At 57.6% G+C, this 20,063-nt stretch carries 17 protein-coding genes and 1 pseudogene; 6 read left to right on the top strand and 12 right to left on the bottom strand.

What is annotated here, in order from left to right:
- Positions 1-215: 215 nt before the first annotated feature.
- The 10 genes and pseudogenes from FHT92_RS16160 to FHT92_RS16115 all read right to left on the bottom strand — a co-directional run bounded on the left by FHT92_RS16160 (position 216) and on the right by FHT92_RS16115 (position 9,876).
- Positions 216-563 carry a YciI family protein gene (locus tag FHT92_RS16160; protein WP_183743442.1) on the bottom strand — a complete coding sequence of 116 codons (348 nt, stop codon included), beginning with the start codon at positions 561-563 and terminating at the stop codon, positions 216-218.
- Positions 564-909: 346 nt separating this feature from the next.
- Entirely contained in the window at positions 910-1,203 is a 294-nt protein-coding gene (locus FHT92_RS29855; protein WP_183826972.1) for a DUF1127 domain-containing protein, read from the bottom strand.
- A 467-nt stretch (positions 1,204-1,670) separates the two neighbouring features.
- A pseudogene (locus tag FHT92_RS16150) lies at positions 1,671-1,820 on the bottom strand (IS110 family transposase); the annotation flags it as partial.
- Between the two features lie 349 nt (positions 1,821-2,169).
- On the bottom strand, positions 2,170-2,508 hold the full coding sequence (locus tag FHT92_RS16145; RefSeq protein ID WP_183826969.1) for a slr1659 superfamily regulator: 339 nt from the start codon (positions 2,506-2,508) through the stop codon (positions 2,170-2,172).
- Between the two features lie 7 nt (positions 2,509-2,515).
- On the bottom strand, positions 2,516-3,076 hold the full coding sequence (locus tag FHT92_RS16140; protein ID WP_183826966.1) for a slr1658 superfamily regulator: 561 nt from the start codon (positions 3,074-3,076) through the stop codon (positions 2,516-2,518).
- Between the two features lie 3 nt (positions 3,077-3,079).
- Positions 3,080-5,437, bottom strand: coding sequence for a SpoIIE family protein phosphatase (locus FHT92_RS16135; protein WP_183826962.1), 2,358 nt, complete (start codon positions 5,435-5,437; stop codon positions 3,080-3,082).
- On the bottom strand, positions 5,437-6,609 hold the full coding sequence (locus tag FHT92_RS16130; protein ID WP_183826959.1) for a class I SAM-dependent methyltransferase: 1,173 nt from the start codon (positions 6,607-6,609) through the stop codon (positions 5,437-5,439). Before FHT92_RS16130 ends, FHT92_RS16135 begins: the two co-directional genes overlap by 1 nt.
- Positions 6,606-7,106 (bottom strand): hypothetical protein, encoded by a 501-nt coding sequence (locus tag FHT92_RS16125; protein ID WP_183827465.1) that lies wholly within the window; start codon positions 7,104-7,106, stop codon positions 6,606-6,608. The genes FHT92_RS16130 and FHT92_RS16125 overlap by 4 nt, the downstream gene beginning before the upstream one ends.
- A gap of 79 nt (positions 7,107-7,185) precedes the next feature.
- Positions 7,186-8,838 carry a bifunctional diguanylate cyclase/phosphodiesterase gene (locus FHT92_RS16120; protein WP_183743446.1) on the bottom strand — a complete coding sequence of 551 codons (1,653 nt, stop codon included), beginning with the start codon at positions 8,836-8,838 and terminating at the stop codon, positions 7,186-7,188.
- A 162-nt stretch (positions 8,839-9,000) separates the two neighbouring features.
- On the bottom strand, positions 9,001-9,876 hold the full coding sequence (locus tag FHT92_RS16115) for an AraC family transcriptional regulator (RefSeq protein ID WP_183742422.1): 876 nt from the start codon (positions 9,874-9,876) through the stop codon (positions 9,001-9,003).
- 214 nt (positions 9,877-10,090) lie between these two features.
- Here FHT92_RS16115 and FHT92_RS16110 point away from each other — a divergent pair, with 214 nt between their 5' ends.
- The 6 genes from FHT92_RS16110 to FHT92_RS16085 all read left to right on the top strand — a co-directional run bounded on the left by FHT92_RS16110 (position 10,091) and on the right by FHT92_RS16085 (position 19,096).
- Positions 10,091-11,557: an alpha-glucosidase/alpha-galactosidase gene (locus FHT92_RS16110; protein ID WP_183742424.1), complete on the top strand. Its 1,467-nt coding sequence runs from the start codon at positions 10,091-10,093 to the stop codon at positions 11,555-11,557.
- 125 nt (positions 11,558-11,682) lie between these two features.
- Positions 11,683-13,770, top strand: coding sequence for an ABC transporter substrate-binding protein (locus FHT92_RS16105; protein WP_183742426.1), 2,088 nt, complete (start codon positions 11,683-11,685; stop codon positions 13,768-13,770).
- 118 nt (positions 13,771-13,888) lie between these two features.
- Positions 13,889-14,896, top strand: a complete 1,008-nt coding sequence (locus tag FHT92_RS16100) for an ABC transporter permease (protein ID WP_183742428.1) — start codon at positions 13,889-13,891, stop codon at positions 14,894-14,896.
- A 1-nt stretch (position 14,897) separates the two neighbouring features.
- Positions 14,898-16,031 carry an ABC transporter permease gene (locus tag FHT92_RS16095; RefSeq protein WP_183742430.1) on the top strand — a complete coding sequence of 378 codons (1,134 nt, stop codon included), beginning with the start codon at positions 14,898-14,900 and terminating at the stop codon, positions 16,029-16,031.
- Between the two features lie 10 nt (positions 16,032-16,041).
- The gene (locus tag FHT92_RS16090) at positions 16,042-17,709 is read left to right on the top strand and encodes an ABC transporter ATP-binding protein (RefSeq protein WP_183826956.1); all 1,668 of its coding nucleotides are present in this window, start codon (positions 16,042-16,044) and stop codon (positions 17,707-17,709) included.
- Positions 17,710-17,731: 22 nt separating this feature from the next.
- Entirely contained in the window at positions 17,732-19,096 is a 1,365-nt protein-coding gene (locus FHT92_RS16085; RefSeq protein ID WP_183826953.1) for an alpha-glucosidase/alpha-galactosidase, read from the top strand.
- A 54-nt stretch (positions 19,097-19,150) separates the two neighbouring features.
- On the opposite strand, the gene FHT92_RS16080 is transcribed toward FHT92_RS16085, so the two are convergent.
- Together FHT92_RS16080 and FHT92_RS16075 are read right to left on the bottom strand one after the other, a co-directional pair.
- Positions 19,151-19,645 (bottom strand): RES family NAD+ phosphorylase, encoded by a 495-nt coding sequence (locus FHT92_RS16080; protein ID WP_183826950.1) that lies wholly within the window; start codon positions 19,643-19,645, stop codon positions 19,151-19,153.
- Positions 19,646-19,653: 8 nt separating this feature from the next.
- Positions 19,654-20,004 (bottom strand): MbcA/ParS/Xre antitoxin family protein, encoded by a 351-nt coding sequence (locus tag FHT92_RS16075; protein WP_183742438.1) that lies wholly within the window; start codon positions 20,002-20,004, stop codon positions 19,654-19,656.
- Positions 20,005-20,063 lie beyond the last annotated feature (59 nt).

The raw sequence follows: 20,063 nt of genomic DNA, 5'->3' as shown, positions 1-20,063 counted from the left end.
TCGATGTTCGGCATCGTCACTTCCGCAAGCTGCTGACCCAGTCCAGGGAGAGCATATCTTGAACATTCTAGCTGACCGGCTGAAGCGCCTGGGGGAGCCGGACTGGTATCCGGCCGCGACGATCCAGCCACACCGCAGCGGCGTCTCTTCGCATGACCTAATCAGCACGCCGAGCGATATGGCCGGGCCGGCGGAGGTGGCCCGGCACTTCAAATCTAAAAGCCGGCGGTCTCCCGTATCTCGATCGCCCCCATCCGGGCGAGCGAGTCCCGCTCCGCGATCTCCATTGCCTCCGCAAGGTCCTTCGCTTCGATGAGCAGGAAGCCACCCAGATGCTCCTTAGTCTCTGCGAAGGGGCCGTCGCTCCAACTTGTCTTGCCGGCGCGAACGCGCAATGTCTTTGCGGTCTTTGGATCCGCAAGAGCATTGGAGGCGAGATAGTGGCCTGAGCGTTTGAGCTCTTCATTGGAAGCTAGGGACTCGCGGTCAATCTCGGCCCATTCCTCCTTGCTAGCGGCATCGGCAAGAGTTTGATCGATGTAGAAGAGACAAAGGTAGCGCATCAGGTTCTCCATGGTGTTGTCGATGTTAGTCGCATTTGAAGATCGCGATTCGACAAAGAGCAAAAAGATTCTGACGGTTCTGCTTATCTGGTGAGAGCTGCAACTGCGCTGGGTGACCAGTCCTTCGGAGTGCCTCTTGTTCGCTTCGCTTTGCTTGTTCGTCATTCTTGGATCTCCAGCGGCGCTTGAGCGAGCGGATAGAGGTGACCTCCTACCTATCAAACCTTGAGACGCATGTTCCGATGAGGATACGTCAGTACGACTGCATTCCGTATGGCCGGCGCCGTCATGCGCCGACTACGGAAAGAGGGGCGGATGAAGCAGCGCAGCTGAAGGCAAATACAACTCATGCCGGCGGGTCAGTCGTCGCCGCCACCTGCCGCATGGGAGGGCGGCTTCCGGCTCCTGCCCTCTGATTGTTTGCGCCGAGAGGAAGCCATTCTCCGACTTCGGTGGAGATCTCTGGTGGCTCCAGGCCGATGTCACGGAGCAGGCGAGAGTCAAGCCGCGAAAGTTCGCTCAGGCTTCTGCGGTACCTTCGCTGAAGTTTCAGCAGCCTCCAGACGGCTTGCAAGGTGCGTACGACACTAAGGTGCTGCGACTGTAGTTCGACGTGTTCGCAATGCTCAATGGCGGCCATCCTTGTCTTCCTTTGACTGGCTTACGGCGCTCCGTCTTAGTCGAAGGGGATCGGCCGAAATCGACACGGCGGCTTCAGGTGCTTTAATACAACGATCCCAAAAATCGTTACAAAGCTCCCAAAGAGAACGCGATACGGCGCATCGAGGTCGACCGACGCCCGGCGGCCGTTACCTCTCGGATTCATTTGTTTGCGATGCTGGCCACCAATGACCGCTTCTCTAATCGGGCATTGGGGTCAAGCTCATTTCTGATCTTCGGTGGCCTGATCGTTCACGCGGGTCACGCTTCTCTTCGCAGTCTGTTGGCTCCCTTGCGTTTGGAGCCGCTGCACGCATGCATGGGATCAGGGTCTGGAGAGCCTCGCTTTTGGACGCGCTCGAAGCGCAGCAGTCATTAACGGCTTCTTCCATCCCGTCGTCCGCATGGGACGATCCGGCCAGGATCAAATTCGAAGGCTATATCAGTTCATACTGAGGCCTCCGATCCGAACCGGAACTCTGTGCCGTTGATCCACATGCGGTGCAGCACGACGGCAATCTTGCGAGCGACAGCGACGATAGCTCTCCGGCGGCCCTTGGTCTTCATCAGCCGCACGCCCCAGGCCTTCAGATGGGACGGATCGCTCAAATCGAACCTTTCCATCCTGGTCAATGATGCAGATCGCCACTGAGCGCAGCGACACGTCCAAAGCAGCATAAAACATCGTCGTCTCCCTTCATCTCGGCTAAGCCGAGATAGTAGTGGGAGCTCGCCCCTGGTGGGACTCCCCGATTACACATGCTGTTGGCGCGAAGCGGACGTCCCCCTCACTGCGGCAGTCCTCAAAACGGTAGAAAGCATCATGGTCAAGGTGTGAGCAGTACCGCCTGCAACTGACCAGGGCCGGAAGCAGTAATAAAGCTCTTGAGGATGAAGCGGCCGATGCTTGCCGACCTCCCGAAGCATTTGGAACGATCAAAGGCGATCACGCCAATCGCAAATCGAGAAGCGGATGTAACTTTTTTAGATTCGGAAGAGATTTGGCCTGCCACGGATATTGATGCGTGCCTTTGATAACAAGCAGAAGGTCGTTCATCTTCCTGGCTTCGATTGTCAGCTTTGCCAGGAGATTTATGCCGGAGGAATTGAGAAATTCCAGACCGGTCAGGTTGAACGTCACCTGCTTGTGCTCCTCATGGAGGACGCTTGATATCAATGAGTGGATCGGCGCATAGGCGTCCGGACCTGCCAGCCGGAACACGCCATCGAAATACACCTCGTTTTGTTCCGTCCACACGCGGAAGTTTTCGTCGCTGATTTCCATTCTTCGCTCACAAATTGGAGGAGGGCGGCATCGCCACGGCCGCAGTCGTCGTCAGTATGATATGCTGGTCATCATCCTCATCGAATGCCCATGCCATTTTTGCACTATAGTCGCTGAGAAGGGTAAGCAAACCCAGACCCGAACCGCTTCCCGCCGACATTGCATTGATTTCGATCTGCTCGAGAAGCAGTTCTTCTGCGTTTTTCGATTGGATGTGATCCAGCAGCTGCTCAAAGCGCATCGAGGCGGCGCCATCGATCAGGTTCTTCACTCTTATGAAAAAAAGTTCGTCGAATATGCTGGCTTCGACAAGGATTTCACCGGCCTGTCGAAACTTGATGGCATTTTCTATGAGTTCATTGCTGAGATATCCAATGTCGTGATGCGCCAGCACATAGTCTTTTCTTGACCGGGAGTATGGAAGAGACATGACTTCCGCTATGAAGTCAGAGGTCATTCCTGAATGCTTCCATCCGAGCTGAAGCGGTCCGTCTGTTAAAGTAAGACGAGTACCAGCATCCAGGCTGATGCCCGCCAAGGATTCGATACCATAGACCGTCGATCTCATGTCTCACCTATGTCGCACTGCGAGAAGCGTGATGTCGTCGTGTATCTTCTGGGCCCCGATAAAGAGCATTAATGCTGCCACAATTTCCGACACCACTTTGTCAGCGCTCTGATCCTTCAAACGACGCGCTTCCCGGCAAAGTCGTTCCATGCCGAACAATTCTCCATCGTCGTTTTCGGCTTCCGTTACGCCGTCCGTATGCAAGAGGATGATGTCGCCCTTCTCGAAGGCTATTGCATGGGTTTTAACGAACGAGGAAATATCGGCTTCCAGCCCGATCGGTATCCCCAGATCCATCGTGTCGATAAGCTCGATCTCGCCGTTCGCCCGCACGACGACAACTTCCTCGTGTTGTCCCGACAGGATCATTTCTTTCCCGTCGTAGTCGAGAAACGCCAAAGTCAGATGCTTGTCGATTTTGGTTCGCTCGATGTTCTTAAACAGGGCGCTGTTCAGGTCTGTGAGAAATTTGACGGCATCGGTGTTGCCTGCTTCGTGCAGAGCACGGGCGACGGACTGAACCATCAACATCAGCACGCCGCTTTCGAGTCCGTGTCCGGTGACGTCGCCGATGCCGATTTTCAGCCGGCTCCCGCTCGTCAACACGTCATAATAATCGCCACCGACTTCTTCGGCAGGTCTCATATAGGCCGCTATCTCGAGGGTCTGAAACGCCTCGAGCTCCTGATGCAGCGGAAGGACCATGAGTTGGATTCGTTCGGCGACAGCCAGCTCTGTTCCAAGGCGTCGGTTTTCTCGCTGGAGCTGTGCATTGAGTGTCGAAATCTCTTCCTTTGCATCTTCGATCTGAGCGGTGCGCTCCTCGACGAGTTGCTCGAGATTTTCCGTGTGATAGCTGATCTGTTCGGCCATGCGGTTGAATGCTTCGCCGGCCTGGCCGACTTCGTCCTTGGTTGCGATGGCCACCCTGACCGAATAATCTTTCGCCTGTATCCGTTTGGCGGCATCGGCAAGTGCACTGATTCCGCTCGTTATTCGTTTCGATGCCGCAAAGACCGCAATGGTCACCACAAGCAGCGACATTAAGATCGCCAGAATTTGGTAGATTACAATCCGGTTCGTCGCGTCGGAAATCTTCGCCTGGGCTGCATAAAGGGAGGCGTCAATTTCGCGTTCGGGCACAACCACTCCGAGCGACATCGCCTCTTGCCGAACGGGCCCAGTCGACCAGAGGTTGGTCGCGGGGAGTTTCTTGACGATAACGATATATGGGACTTCGTGACCGTCCTGCTGCAACGTCAAATGTTGGATGCCTTGTTCGCGGTCGAGAGCCAGGCTTGCTATTGCAGGTTGAGAGCTTCGCTTCAGCGAGCGCTCCAGTCCGGTCACTCCGGTTCCGCCGGTATCGCTCGCAGAACGAAGACCGAGAGTTTTCTCGCCGGTGCTGTTGATCGCCACCACGTTCCCGTCCGACATTGCGAGAAATCCGAAGCCGGATTGAGCCACTTTCACATTTTCGACGGTCTGTGCGAGCTGGTCGAGCGTGATATCCGCGCCTGCGGTCCCCGCGACATCCTTCCTGTCGGCTGTCCACAGCGGATGAAAGAAGCTTACGATCAGCTTACCGGTGATCGCATCCGTATATGGCGCTGTCTGAGTTATATCGTCCGCGACTGGTCGCGTTTTGCTGTCCTGAGCCCACCCCTGCCAGGACTCGTAAAGTCCGGGAAAAAAGAAGTCCCAGAAGTCCGCCTCGTTATGACCTGGATAGAGGCGATCGAAGGTCTGAGCTTGGTCGGTGTATGGCGCCGTCCGAAAGATTGGTCGTTCTTTCGGTCCGATGTAATACATCTGCAGTTTTGAAGCACCGTGCTGCAGCAAGCTTGGCGCAACTAGATCGAGAACCGCGCTTGTCTTGATATCGCTCTCGACGTCTGGTCTTGGTTTGTGATCCTGTTCGAGCAAGTAACCCCAGACGCTGACAACCGACACGGCGCCTGGAGCGTTCTGAGACCAATGTCCCTTTTCATCGTAAGAGAGGCTGACGCTGTCGGGGGATGTGCGGGAAATCGCCGCGCCGACGTCGATATTCCGCTCTGGGTCGTCGATCTGCGCTTGGAGCACGCCTGCTAGGGCGCTGACATCGTTATGGACCTGCCGTAGGAGTAAACTTACTTGTGCAGCGGTAGAATCAGCATATGTGCGGACGTATTCCTGGCTCGCAGCTTCAAGACCCTGCCCGACCTCAAGCGTCGCGTCGCGCGACAGCCTCTGAACGTTCCAAAGTGCCAGTCCACCGCTTACCAGCAAGTCAAAGAGAACAGCGCCACCGACGACCAGGATGAACTTTGCCCGAAACGAGCCTAGCCTAACCGGTCTTATCGAGGATATTCCTTCCATTACAGTGGCTTTCGGCCGGAAGCGGCCCAGATCGGCCAGCCGGCGTAACCCTTAGGGTGAAGAGCGGCAAAGACGTGGTCTTTGAATCCTTGCCGGAACCTGCGAATGAAATCCAATGAATCGCCCCGTCGCACGGCCATCTCACCCGCGTAAACATTTTCCCATGCTTCTATCATATCTGCGAAGTCCTGGGGATCTCCGTCAAGGTTCGTTACCATAAAGGAATCGACCTTGATGTCATCGAATCCGGCGTCGGCGAGGAGATGCCGGCTTTTTGGCCCCATCTCAACATCCATGTCGAAGTGCTTGAACAGTTTGGCGACTTCCTCGTAGGTCCATTTTATTGTTTCCGCATGCGGCTCGCCCAGACAATGGGAATTTTTTTCGTTGGTGATGTAGACGCGGCCACCGGGTTTGCAGATACGGTGCAGCTCCCGCAGGAGCATCTCGGGACGGTCGAAAATCTGTAGCGAATGTCGGCAGGTCACAAAGTCGAATTGATTGTCTCGAAGGAGCATTTGCGAGGCATCGCCATAAGTATATTCGATTGCCTGCAGGTTGAAGTCAGCAGCGACCCGGCGAGCATATTCGAGGCTGCGCACGGAATGGTCCAGCGCGACGAGGCGCGCCGGCGCGAATTCCCGCTGAACCAAGGCCGCGAAATCACCAATTCCGCAGCAGATATCCGCGATGACAAGGCCGTTGCGCATACCGTGGCGAGGCAACAGTTCCCGTTCATGCCTCCATGTCAATTTTGTCTGGGTGCGCAGAATGGGAATGAAAGTCTCGTCCTCCACAAAAGTCTGGCCGGGATAGAATGCCGAATCGTAGACTTCGACAGACAGGTTCGGTTCTGCCGCCGCCAGCGTTTGGAATAACGAGGTCGACCATGCCACGACACTCGACGTAATGATGACGATCTTCCGTTCCGGCTTTTTGCGGCAGCTTGCCTTGAGAACGTCGGATAGGGCGGCGAAAGCAGTCATGTTGATGTGTGTCAGGCGTTTGGCGTTGAGGTAAACGACGCCGCTGTATTTTTCCAAACTTTGCCGCACCAGCTCGAGGGCATCGGCAATCGCAGCGGCGCTTTCGGGCCGCATCTTGCCAGAGAGCACCAGCTCCTGATTTGTCGGGTCAAAATGAACAGCGAAGGGTAGGGGGAGCAGGCTCATCGGAAGTCCTCGTTCAAGGGAAAATCCGCGATGATTCGCACCCCGAGTGCGCCGTCTGTCTCAATTCGGATGGCGGCGCGGAATATTGCCGCTAAATCGTTGAGCAAAACCGCCCCATCGGACTTTAGCAAGAATTCAGACCCGGCACCAGGAACCGGCTGGTCTTTGCTTGCTCTCTCACTCGTGTCCTCGTCCGCTTTCTCGCAGGGGAAAGCAATCCTCAGCCGGTTGAATGTCGGGCTCCGGCAGAGATCGAAACTTATCTTGCCCGACGCGCTCGTCGAACGGAAGGCGAGTTCAACGAGCTCGTTCGTTGCAACGGAAAGAAAATTGGAGTAGCGGGCGGGATCGCTGCGACCTTGGCCGAGAATGTCTGAGAGATATTCAGTGATCCTGTCGCAAAACTGCCATTGGGATCTGAACATCCCGACGTCCATTTCCAGCGATACCATAGGCGCAAATGCATGGTCATCGAAGCTGCATGCTTCCTCCTCCAATAGATCCTCCATTTGTTTTGCCTCAGGCGCCAAGTTAATGCATGCCATAGATAAAACACGACGAAAAATCGGTTCTTCGCTATGGCAGCATCTGGCCTAAGGATGTCTCTGCCTGGGTGACGAACTCGCCAATCGCCTCAACCGAAAGCGGCCTGCTGATCAAATAGCCCTGAAGCCTGTCGCAGCCGATGCTGCGCAACCATTTCGCCTGACCAGAGGTCTCGACCCCTTCGGCTGTTACCCGCATCCGGAGGTCATGTGCGAGATTAACGACGCAGCGGACGATTGCTTGGCTTTTCAGGTCGCTTTCGAGATCAGTAATAAAATACCTGTCGATCTTGATCGTGTCGAAGGGGAATGTCTTCAGATAGCTGAGGGAGGAATAATCGGTTCCGAAGTCATCAAGCGAGATCCGTATCCCGAGCACATTTAGAGTATTCAGCGTGTCGATGTTGTTGACGGTTCGCTCGAGCAGTACGCTTTCCGTTATTTCAAGTTCCAGACGGTCGGGGGGCAATCCGACTAAATCGAGCGTATGGGATACTCGGTCGGTGAGGCCGCTTGTCAAGAATTCGGCGGCCGATAAATTGACAGCGACGGTGTAGTTCTGTGGCCACTTCATCGCCTCGCGACATGCCTGCTCCAAAACCCAGGCCCCTATTTCCGGCATTAATCCATCAGCTTCGGCCATTGGAATGAAGGCCGCCGGAGTAATCGTTCCAAGCAGAGGATGGCGCCATCTCAGCAACGCTTCGAAGCCGAAAATGCGACCACTTTCGACGATGGGTTGGTACTCGATGAAGAATTGCTGTTGGGCGAGGGCCATGCGTAGGCTGCGGCGCAGAAGTTCACGTTGCTCCAGCGATTCGAGCATTGAGGGATCGAAGGATTTTGCGCGGCCGCGTCCTTCTTTCTTCGCCGCGTAAAGCGCGACGTCAGACGCCTTCATGAGCTGCTCTGGACTTATTCCGTCCAGCGGAGCAGCAGATGTACCGATGCTTGCACCGACAAATAGCGCAATGCCGTCTATCGTGAACGGCTTTTTGAACGCATCTACCAAAGCCTCTGCCAGCCGGTGTCCTTTGGCAGGATGCCCCGAACCCATGGAAATAACCATGAATTCGTCACCTGCCAGCCGGTAGGCTCTGTCGTCGCTGGTAAGACACCCCTGAATGCGGCTGGAGGCAAGCTGAAGAAGCTTGTCGCCGGCCGGATGCCCAAGCGTGTCGTTTACAGGCTTGAAATCGTCAAGGTCGAGCTGCATCAGAGAGAGAGCTTCGTTGGAAGTCGTCGTCTCGTGCAGTGAGGTGGCGAGATCGTCACTGAACTGGCGTCGGTTCGGAAGCCCGGTCAGCGGATCGTGAGTGGCCAAATGCAACAGGGTTGCAAGATCATCCTCGCTTCGTTCCTCAGACCGAACGACAGCAAAGAAATCTCCAATCCGGTAGATCGTGATGCCGTCCGACCCGGGCCTGTGCGGATCCCGCAAAATTCGTAAAGTTAGGGCAGTGTCGCCGATCGAATGAACGGCAGGCATGATTTCAGACTTGTCTAGCTCTGGGAACTGCTCCCAAAAGGACATCGCCGGTTTGACGGAAGCAGGCAGCGCATTGCCCAGCAAATCCTCGACCGGATTAAAGTCGCGATCGAAGAACAAAAGCCTGTCCACGGGGTGCAGAGCTTTTGCCTCTGTATCTTCGAGGGGCGAGCGAGCCGCACGATTCCTTCGCATATCCAAGGCTTTCTCCAGTTGAATCCTAAAAGGTCGAACCCAACTATAGTGCAACTTCGGCGCGCCGGGATCCTATATTAGGCACCTCTGATTAACAATCCCCAAATGCTTTGCCGAAATCGGCTTTTACCGCTCGCGCGAGACGCTTCGTTCCCATCAAACCTACCGACTGCGGCCGATGCTCGCATACATGCCGGTCGTACGAAATTCGGTCGGCGTGATGCCATAAACGCGCCGGAAGACCTTGGCAAAATAGTTTGCGTCTTCGAAGCCGCACATGATCGAGACTTCCTTGACCGGCAGGAAATCTGCCTTGGTCAATAGCTTTGCGGCGCGCTGCAAACGCTGCTGCAGCACATATTCGGCCGGCGGGATACCTTCGCTTTCGGCAAAGCTGCGGGAGAAGTGTGCGCGGCTAAGGCCGACGATCGCTGCGAGTTCGCTGACCGGCAGCGATTTTTCCAGATTGGCATTGATATGATCGATCACCGGCTGCATGGCGCTCTGCTCGGCCGCGAATGCGGAAGAGCCGAAAATATCGTCGTAAAGCGCCATCGCTGCCTCATAGGCAATCGCTGAGGCCGCGCCCGGCGTATTTGCGCCTTTGACGAGACGCAGGCTGCAATCGGCCAGATGGTCGATGGTTGATTGCTGCAGTTTGAGGACCGGACCGGCGAGCGCCAGCACCATCTTGTGGATGCGCAGCGTCTCCTCGCCATTCATGGAAATCCAGAAATATTCCCAGCGCTCGCCTTTTTCCAGCCAGTAGCGATGATTGTGCGGCACGAGCACCATCATCGTGTCGCCGCTCTGGAGCTTGTAATTGCGATTCTGATAGCGCAAGCGGCCGGTGCCGCTGATCGTATGCTGCAGCACCGTGAAGGGCGTCAGACCGCGCTTTCTGCCGTCCCAATCATAGGTCTCGTTTTCACGAACCTCGTAACCAGCGCTTGTGGGCATGGCATGCAGACGCTGGCGTCCGCGCGGCAGCGAAACGGTTCTCATCGATTGGCCGTTGGCGATCAAATCATGCAGCACAAAATTACCCTCGAAAGCATAATCCTTCTCTGGCTGCTCCTGCGAATATGCGCATAATCCCCTCTCACAAGAGGAAGAGATCGCGGTCGAAAGAACGGCCGGGAGGAATACAGGCACTATTTCCCGGTATTTTCAGACGATGTGCGAAAGCATGCCGCCTGATCCTCCTATGCCGTCTTTTTACCTAGCATTTGATCGGATCGAGGTGAAGGATATGAGTTTCAAAATCGCTATTATCGGTGCGGGCAGCGTCGGCTTCACCAAGAAGCTGTTCACGGACATTCTCTGCGTGCCGGAATTCAAAGACATCGAATTCGCTCTGACCGACATCAGCGAACATAACCTCCAGATGATCAAGGCGATCCTCGACAAGATCGTCGAGGCAAACAAGCTGCCGACCAAGGTGACGGCCACGACAGATCGTCGCAAGGCGTTGGAAGGCGCACGGTATGTCATCAGCTGCGTGCGCGTCGGTGGTCTGGAAGCCTATGCGGACGACATCAGAATTCCCCTGAAATACGGCATCGACCAGTGCGTCGGCGATACGATCTGCGCCGGCGGCATTCTCTACGGCCAGCGCAATATTCCGGTCATTCTCGATTTCTGCAAGGACATCCGCGAGGTTGCGGCACCGGGCGCGAAGTTCCTGAATTATGCCAACCCGATGGCGATGAACACCTGGGCGGCCATCGAATATGGCAAGGTCGATACGGTCGGCCTCTGCCACGGGGTCCAGCACGGCGCCGAACAGATCGCCGAAGTGCTCGGAGCCAACTCACCGGGCGAACTGGACTACATCTGCTCCGGCATCAACCACCAGACCTGGTTTGTCGATCTGCGCCTTAACGGCCGAAAGATCGGCAAGGATGAGCTGGTCGCTGCCTTCGAGGCGCACCCGGTCTATTCGCAGCAGGAGAAACTGCGCATCGATGTCTTGAAGCGCTTCGGCGTCTATTCGACGGAAAGCAACGGTCATCTCTCCGAATACCTGCCCTGGTATCGCAAGCGACCGGACGAAATCACCCGCTGGATCGATATGTCGGACTGGATCCATGGCGAAACCGGCGGTTATCTGCGTCACTCGACGGAGACCCGCAACTGGTTCGAAACGGAATTCCCGCAATTCCTCGCCTCGGCCGAAAAGCCGATCGATCCGGCCAAGCGCTCCAATGAACATGCGAGCCATATCCTGGAGGCGCTGGAGACTGGCCGGGTCTATCGGGGTCATTTCAACGTCAAGAACACCGGCGTCATCACCAACCTGCCGTCCGATGCCATCATCGAGTCGCCCGGCTTCGTCGATCGCTTCGGCATCAACATGGTCTCTGGCATTACCATTCCGGAAGCCTGTGCTGCGACTTGCATCTCGTCGATCAATGTCCAGCGCATGTCTGTGCATGCGGCTGTTACCGGCGATATCGATCTCCTGAAGCTCGCCGTCCTGCACGATCCGCTGGTCGGTGCCGTCTCGACGCCGGAAGAGGTCTGGCAGATGGTCGACGAAATGGTCGTTGCCCAGGCCCGTTGGCTGCCGCAATATGCTGATGCCGTCCCTGCCGCCAAGGAGAGGCTGGCAAATTCCAAGGTAAAGACGCGGGAGTGGGAAGGGGCTGCGCGCCGCCATGTCCGCTCGATCGAGGAGCTTCGCGTCGAAAAGGCGGCGCTGAAGCAGGCCGTCTAAATCAGGGTGAGGGAGGCTGCGGCGGCTCTTCGGGAGGAAGGCCACCGGTATACAGGCTTCCTTCATCGTCGTTTGAGGAGAAGCGGAGACGCATGCAAGCGCTCCGGAACAAAGAGGGAGAGACGATGAGGAATTTCCGTAAGATCGGCATCCTGGCCGGACTGGCGCTTGGCGTTTCAGTCGCGGCCCTGAATGCCTACGCGTCCGAGCCGACGGTACCGCCGGCACCGCCGGCTTTCCCGGCGGAAGGCAAGATCAAATATGTGTCGCGTGACTCCATCCTGGAGTTCAAGGCGCTGCCCGAATATCACGAGCCGGACTGGGTGACGAAGAATTTCGTCGATAGCGGCAAGCTGCCGGCGGTCAAGGATCGCCTGCCCAAGGAACCAATGGTCTTCAAGACCGAGAACATGCCTGACGGTCCCGGCGTCTATGGCGACGTGATGCGCCATGTCATTGGCGGCCGGCCGGAAGGCTGGAACTACGGCGCCGGCCAGACGCAGGGCTGGGGCGGCATCGATATCGGCCTCTCCGAATGCCTGACGCGCACGGCACCGCTCTTCCAGGTGGAGGCTAAGGATACCGAGCCGTTGCCGAACCTTGCCAAGGGCTGGGAGTGGTCGCAGGATGGTCACAAGCTGACCATGCACCTGATCGAGGGTGCGAAGTGGTCCGACGGCGCGCCCTTCAATGCCGATGACCTCATGTTCTATTGGGAAGACGAAGTCATCGATCCGAACGTTTCGCCGCTCGGCGGCGGTGCGTCGCCGGAAGCCTTCGGCGAGGGAACGACACTCACAAAGATCGACGACTACACGGTCGAATGGACCTTCAAGGAGGCCTTCCCGAAGCAGTACCTCTATACGATGGCCTACCCGAACTTCTGCCCGGGTCCGTCGCATATTCTCAAACCCCAGCATCCGAAATATTCGAAGAACACCTACGACCAGTTCAAGAACGCCTTCCCGCCGGAATTCATGAACATGCCGGTCATGGGCGCCTGGGTGCCGGTCGAATACCGGCCTGACGATATCATCGTCATGCGCCGCAACCCCTATTATTGGAAGGTCGACGAGAAGGGCAATCAGCTGCCTTATCTGAACGAACTGCACTACAAGCTCTCGACCTGGGCCGACCGTGACGTGCAGGCCGTTGCCGGTTCTGCCGACTTCTCGAACCTCGAGCAGCCGGAAAACTTCGTGGCCTCGCTAAAGCGTGCGGCCGAAAAGACCGCTCCGGCGCGTCTCGCCTTCGGCCCGCGCCTCATCGGCTATAATCTGCGCATGAACCTGTCGGGCAATGGCTGGGGTGATCCCGACGCCCGCAGTCAGGCGATCCGCGAACTCGACCGCAACGAGGACTTCCGCAAGGCTATAACCATGGCGGTCGACCGCAAGGCGATCGGCGACTCCCTCGTCAAGGGACCGTTCACGGCAATTTATGCAGGCGGCCTTTCCTCCGGCACGAGCTTCTATGATCGCAACTCGACCGTCTACTATCCCTTCGATCTAAAGGGTGCCAAGGCGCTGCTCGCCAAGGTCGGCCTGAAGGATACTGACGGCGATGGCTTCGTGAACTTCCCGGCCGGAACAGCTGGCGGCAAGAATGTCGAGATCGTACTTCTCGTCAACAATGACTACACTACCGACAAGAGCCTTGCCGAAGGTGTCGTCGGCCAGATGGAGAAGCTCGGCATCAAGATCATCATCAATGCTCTTGATGGCCCCAAGCGGGATAACGCGCACTATGCCGGCCAGTTCGACTGGCTGATTCAGCGCAACACAACCGAGCTCGCCTCCGTGGTGCAGAACACCGAACAGCTTGCCGCTGTCGGCCCGCGTACCAGCTGGCACCACCGCGCCGGCAAGGATAATCAGCTCGACCTCCTGCCTTACGAAAAGGAGCTTGCCGACATCGTCAACAAGTTCCGCACGAGCCAGGACAATGACGAACGCGTGGCACTCATGAAGCAGTATCAGAAAACGGCGACCGAACACGTCGATACCGTCGGCCTGACCGAATATCCGGGCGCGCTGATCATCAACAAGCGTTTCTCGAACATTCCCGAGGGTACTCCGATCATGATGTTCAACTGGGCAGAGGATTCCATCATCCGCGAGCGTGTGTGGGTGGCCGCCGACAAGCAGGGCAAATACGAACTCTTCCCTCAACAGCTTCCCGGTAAGCCCGGGGACAAGGGCCCGATAAACTAAGAGCTCCCTCCCGAACGACAAGAGCTTCCGGTCGCGCGTGCTGCGCGCGGCCGGTCAGAATCAACAAGCCGGCCGCGCTGAGACGAGCGACTGGCGGCAAGGAGAAGCGAACCGTCTGATGTTACGATTCCTGCTCATGCGTATCGCCTCGGCGATCCCCGTCCTCTTCATCCTCAGCGTGGTGACCTTCGCCATCATCCAGGCGCCGCCAGGAGATTATGCCGATTACATCCGTTCGCAGTTGATCAATCAGGGCGGAGCTTCCTTCGCGCAGGCCGATGCCCAGGCTCAAGCCTATCGCGTCGAACATGGCCTCGATCAGCCGCTGGTCATCCAGTACGTCAACTGGATCACGGGAATCGTGACCAAAGGCGATTTCGGCTACAGCATGTTCTACAACAAGCCGGTTGCCGACGTGGTCGGCGAGCGTCTGCCGCGCACGCTGGCGCTGGCGCTGGTCTGCCACATTTTCGCGTCCATCCTCGGTATCAGCTTCGGCATTTGGGCGGCGACCCGCCAATATAGCTGGATCGACAGCCTGCTCTCCGGCATCTCTTTCCTTGGGATGACGGTGCCGCGCTTTCTTATGGCGCTGATCATCGTCTATCTGCTCGTCTTCCAGTTCAACGTGACTGAAATCGGCAGCTTCTTCTCGCCGCAATATGGCGGAGCGCCGTGGTCCTGGGCGAAATTTATGGATCTTGTGAGCCACGTCTGGCCGGTCGTCGCGATCGCCACTTTCGGCGGGCTCGCCTACAATATGCGCGTCATGCGCGGCAACTTGCTCGACACGCTGAATGCCCAATATGTCGAGACGGCGCGCGCCAAAGGGCTTTCGGGCGGCGCGGTTGTCATGCGCCACGCCGTTCCAAACGCGCTGCATCCGCTCGTCATGTATCAGGGCGTCGTGCTTCCCTACATGCTGACCGGCGAGATCGAGACGGCGATCATCTTCGCCCTGCCGACCGTCGGTCCGGCGATCGTCGGCTCGATGGCGATCGGTGACGTCTATGTCACCGCGACTTTCATGCTGGTGCTGTCGGCCACGCTCATCGTCGGCAATATCATCGCCGACATGCTGCTTGCCATGCTCGATCCACGGGTCCGTCAATATGGAGGAGCCTGATATGTTTGCCTTCGACTCTTCCACACCGCCGCCGCCGCACGAGGAAACTGTCAAGAATACCGGCCATGGCAATGAGAGCTATATGGCGCTGGTCTGGCGCCGGCTGCGGCGCTCCTGGACCGGCATGATCGGCCTCATCCTCGTCGGGCTCCTGATCATCATGGCAATCTTTGCCGATTTCTTCGCGCCGATGGATCCGAAGGCGACCGATGTCGGCTTTGCGCCGCCGCAGCTGATCAGCATTCACGACAAGGAAGGCAACCTCGTCTGGCCGCGCGTCTACGCGCTGGCGGATTCCGAAGAGCTTGATCCAGTCACTTTCCAGCCCGTGGTCGGCCTGGATTACGACAATCCGCGTCTGCTCGGCTTCTTCGTCAAGGGTTCGGACTATAATCTGCTCGGTCTCATCCCGGCCAATCGTCATTTCTTCGGCACGGTCGATGGCGAGCCGGTGCATTTCCTCGGTACCGACAAATTCGGCCGTGACGTGCTGTCACGCGCCATTATCGGCTCTCGCATCTCGCTGATGATTGCGCTGACGGTGGTCTTCATCGTCACGGTCGTCGGCACCACCGTCGGTATGGTGTCGGGTTATTATGGCGGCGCCTTCGATGTCTGGGTGCAGCGCTTCGTCGAGCTGGTGCTCGCCTTCCCGCAGCTGCCGCTTTATCTCGCGCTGACATCACTGATCCCGATCACAGCACCGACCAATGTCTTCCTCGCCTTTGTGATCTTCGTCATGTCGGCGCTTGGCTGGGCGCAAATGTCGCGCGAGGTGCGCGGCAAGACGCTGGCGCTGGCGCGTATCGAATATGTGCGGGCAGCAATGGCCGTTGGTGCCACCGACCGTCGCATCATCTTCCAGCATATTTTTCCGAATGTGATGAGCCACGTGATTGTCGCCGTCACCATCCACATTCCGAGCGTCGTGCTGCTCGAATCCTTCCTCGGCTTCCTCGGCTTTGCCGTAAAGCCGCCGCTGATCTCCTGGGGGCTGATGCTGCAGGATACGGCGAATTATTCCGTCATCGGAACCTATCCCTGGATTCTCTCGCCCGTCGCCTTCGTGCTGATCACCGTCTTCGCCTTCAATGCGCTGGGTGACGGTCTGCGCGATGCGGTCGACCCCTATTGAGGTGATGAAGATGGCTCTTGCTCTCGTTAGTTCCTTTGCCCCGCCCGTCCGTCACGATCACGACGGCCGCAAGGAAAGCCCTATCATCGACGCGCGCAATATCGGCGTCAATTTTAAGGTCGAGCATGGCACCGTCGAAGCCGTGAAGGATATTTCCTTCCAGCTCTATCGCGGCGAAACGATCGCGATCGTCGGTGAATCCGGCTCCGGCAAATCGGTGACGGCACGCACCGTCATGGGACTTCTTTCCAAGCGCGCGGTCATCTCGCCGCGTTCGAGCGTCGAATATGACGGCAACAATATCCTGAAATTCTCCGAGAAGGCCCGCCGCAGGCTGCGCGGCGACCGCATCTCGATGATTTTCCAGGAGCCGATGAGTTCGCTGAACCCGATCTACACGATCGGCAGCCAGATCGTCGAAGCGATCCGCGTCCACCGCAAAATGAGCCGCAAACAGGCCAATGCCAAAGCGTTGGAGCTTTTGAAGCAGGTACAGATCCCCGATCCGGAGGCGCGCCTGCTGCAGTATCCGCACCAGCTTTCGGGTGGCCAGCGCCAGCGCGTGATGATCGCGATGGCGCTTGCCAATGATCCCGATGTCCTGATTGCCGACGAACCGACGACGGCACTCGACGTGACCGTTCAGGCGCAGATCCTCAATCTCCTCCGCAATCTGCAGACGGAATTGCGGATGGCAGTGATCCTGATCACCCATGACCTGACGGTCGTGCGCAAGTTCTCCGACTATGTCTATGTGATGCAGCATGGCGAGATGCGTGAGCACAATGTGACCGAGCAGCTTTTCGCCAATCCGCAGCATCCCTATACCAAGCATCTCCTGGCCTCCGAGCCGCGCGGCCAGGCCAACCCGCTGCCGGAAGGGTCGGATATCATTCTCGACGCCCGTGGCGTGCGCGTCTCCTTTATGCTGCGCCATGGTGGCTTCTTCAGGCCGGAACTGCGCGAATTGGTCGCCGTCGACAGTCTCAATCTGACACTGCGGCGACACGAAACGCTGGGGCTCGTCGGTGAATCCGGTTCGGGAAAAACCACCTTCGGCCAGGCTATTCTCAGGCTCAACGACACCAATAATGGGGAGATTTATTTCGACCGGCAGCCGATCCACGGCAAGTCACGGGCAGAGATGCGCCCCTTGCGCTCACGCATGCAGATTGTCTTCCAGGATCCGTTCTCCTCCCTCAATCCGCGCATGACGATCGGTCAGATCATCGAGGAGGGGCTAGTCGTCAACAAGCTCGGCGCCACCAAGGGCGAACGTCTGGACAGGGTCCGCGAGGCGTTGATTGCCGCCGGCATGCCGGGCAATATCCTGTCGCGCTTTCCGCATGAATTCTCCGGCGGCCAGCGCCAGCGCATCGCCATTGCAAGGGCGATAGCGCTGGAGCCGGAATTCATATTGCTTGACGAGCCGACCTCGGCTCTCGACCTGTCGGTCCAGGCGCAGATCATCGAATTGTTGCGCAAGCTGCAGGATGAGCGAGGCCTGAGCTACCTGTTCATTTCGCATGACCTCAAGGTCGTGCGCGCCCTCTGCCACCGTGTCATCGTCATGCAGCATGGCAAGATCATGGAAGAGGGACCCGTCAACGAAGTCCTTTCCAATCCCAAGACACCCTACACCGAACGGCTCGTCAAAGCCGCTTTCGAGGTAGCCTGATTTCAGAATGCCGGAGGTTCATATGGCAAATCCCAGAATAACGTTCATCGGAGCTGGCTCCACCGTTTTCATGAAGAATATCGTCGGCGATATCCTGCAGCGTCCGGCGCTGTCGGGGGCCACGATTGCGCTCATGGACATCAACCCGCAGCGGCTGGAAGAAAGCGCCATTGTCGTCAACAAGCTGATTTCGACGCTCGGCGTGAAGGCGAAGGCGGAAACCTATTCCGATCAGCGCAAGGCACTATCCGGCGCCGATTTCGTCGTCGTCGCCTTCCAGATCGGCGGCTACGAACCCTGCACCGTCACGGATTTCGAAGTGCCGAAGAAATATGGCCTGCGTCAGACGATTGCCGACACGCTCGGCGTCGGCGGCATCATGCGTGGCCTCAGAACCGTGCCGCATCTCTGGAAGATCTGCGAGGATATGCGCGCCGTCTGCCCCAATGCCATCATGCTGCAATATGTCAACCCGATGGCGATCAACACCTGGGCGATCGCGGAGAAATACCCTGACATCAAGCAGGTCGGCCTCTGCCATTCCGTGCAGGGCACGGCGATGGAACTCGCTCACGATCTCGACATTCCCTATGACGAAATCCGCTACCGTTCGGCCGGCATCAACCACATGGCCTTCTATCTGAAATTCGAGCATCGCCAGCCGGATGGTTCCTACAAGAACCTCTATCCCGATCTCGTGCGCGCCTATCGCGAAGGCCGTGCGCCGAAGCCCGGCTGGAACCCGCGCTGCCCCAACAGGGTGCGTTATGAGATGCTGACACGGCTTGGCTATTTCGTCACCGAAAGCTCGGAGCATTTCGCCGAATACACGCCTTACTTCATCAAGGAAGGCCGCGAAGACCTGATCGAGAAATTCGGCATTCCGCTCGACGAATATCCGAAGCGCTGCATCGAGCAGATCGCCCGTTGGAAGGGCCAGGCGGAAGCCTATCGTTCGGCCGACAAGATCGAGGTCAATGAATCGAAGGAATATGCTTCCTCGATCATCAATTCGGTCTGGACCGGAGAGCCCTCGGTCATATACGGCAATGTCCGCAACAATGGCTGCATTACTTCTCTGCCGGCAAATTGTGCTGCGGAGGTACCCTGCCTCGTCGATGCCTCCGGCATCCAGCCGACCTATATTGGCGACCTGCCGCCGCAGCTGACCGCACTGATCCGCACCAACATCAATGTCCAGGAACTGACGGTCCAGGCGCTGATGACGGAAAATCCGGAACATATCTATCATGCTGCGATGATGGACCCGCACACAGCGGCCGAGCTCGATCTCGACCAGATCTGGTCGCTGGTCGACGACCTGCTTGCCAGCCACGGCGACTGGCTGCCGGAATGGGCGCGGCCGAACAAGGCGCGCGCCGCCTGAGGCACCGCTATGATCAGCGCCGGCGGATATGCTGGCGCTGATCGTGCCTGGTGGTCAGGACAATCTGCCTTCGTCATCAATCAGCGTTAGGCGGCAAGGAGCTGTGTCGCTCCATCGCCAGAGTACCAGGTTGAGATCATCATTTCTGGCGGCCGGAGCAAAACTTCTGACCAGGAGGCCGTGATAGCCGTCGGACGCAAGCTTGCGCGCAAAGGCCTGTGTTCTGGCTTCTCCACGTGCCTTCATTTCATCACGCCAGCTGGCCGCGGCTATCGCAGCGCCATCTATTCCCTGCTCCTCAAGAGCGATTTCATCCCTGCTGTCGAAGATGCACTCGACATCAGCTTCGTAACCGACGAGCGTTGTCGGCTGCAGGCTGCCGACCTGGTTGGCTTCCCGGAGCGCGGTCAGAACGGACAGGGACGTATAGAGCGCCGGCATTCCCTTGGGATTGAACCGACCGCCATAAAGTTCGGCACCGCGCCCAGAGAGCGGCTCGCGCGCGTAAACAGGGTTCAGCGCTCGATAGAGCTTTCCTTTGTAGTGCATGGCCGGGGTTAGGCGTGAACGCCGGCATCGATCGCGTCGATATAGTCAAGAACGTCGTCCGCCCGCCCGTCGCGAACCAGCTGCATGGCGGTCTGGCCCGAAAAGCCTGACAGAGGCTCGGAGCGATACCAAGCATAGGCCATCAACGTCGAGCCGAAGCGAGGTTCGACCTTGTTGACGACTTCGATCATTTCGCGGAGGCGCCGTTGCGTCTTGTCGGAGCGGAGCCGGTCCTTGCGCTGGATTGCGTCTTTGCCAAGCCCGGCGGTGCGGGCGATCTCTTCGCTGGTCGTGCGGAAGGCATCGGCAATTTTGCGCGGCGCAAACAGACCGTCATCTGCATATTGTGCGAGGCCCATCTTTCATCTCCATGCCGTATATACTGACGTTATATAGCGTCAGAACGAGCGGCATTCAA

The organism is Rhizobium sp. BK377 (genome assembly GCF_014193935.1).
GTDB lineage: Bacteria > Pseudomonadota > Alphaproteobacteria > Rhizobiales > Rhizobiaceae > Rhizobium.
This window is presented reverse-complemented; position numbering and strand designations above follow the sequence as displayed.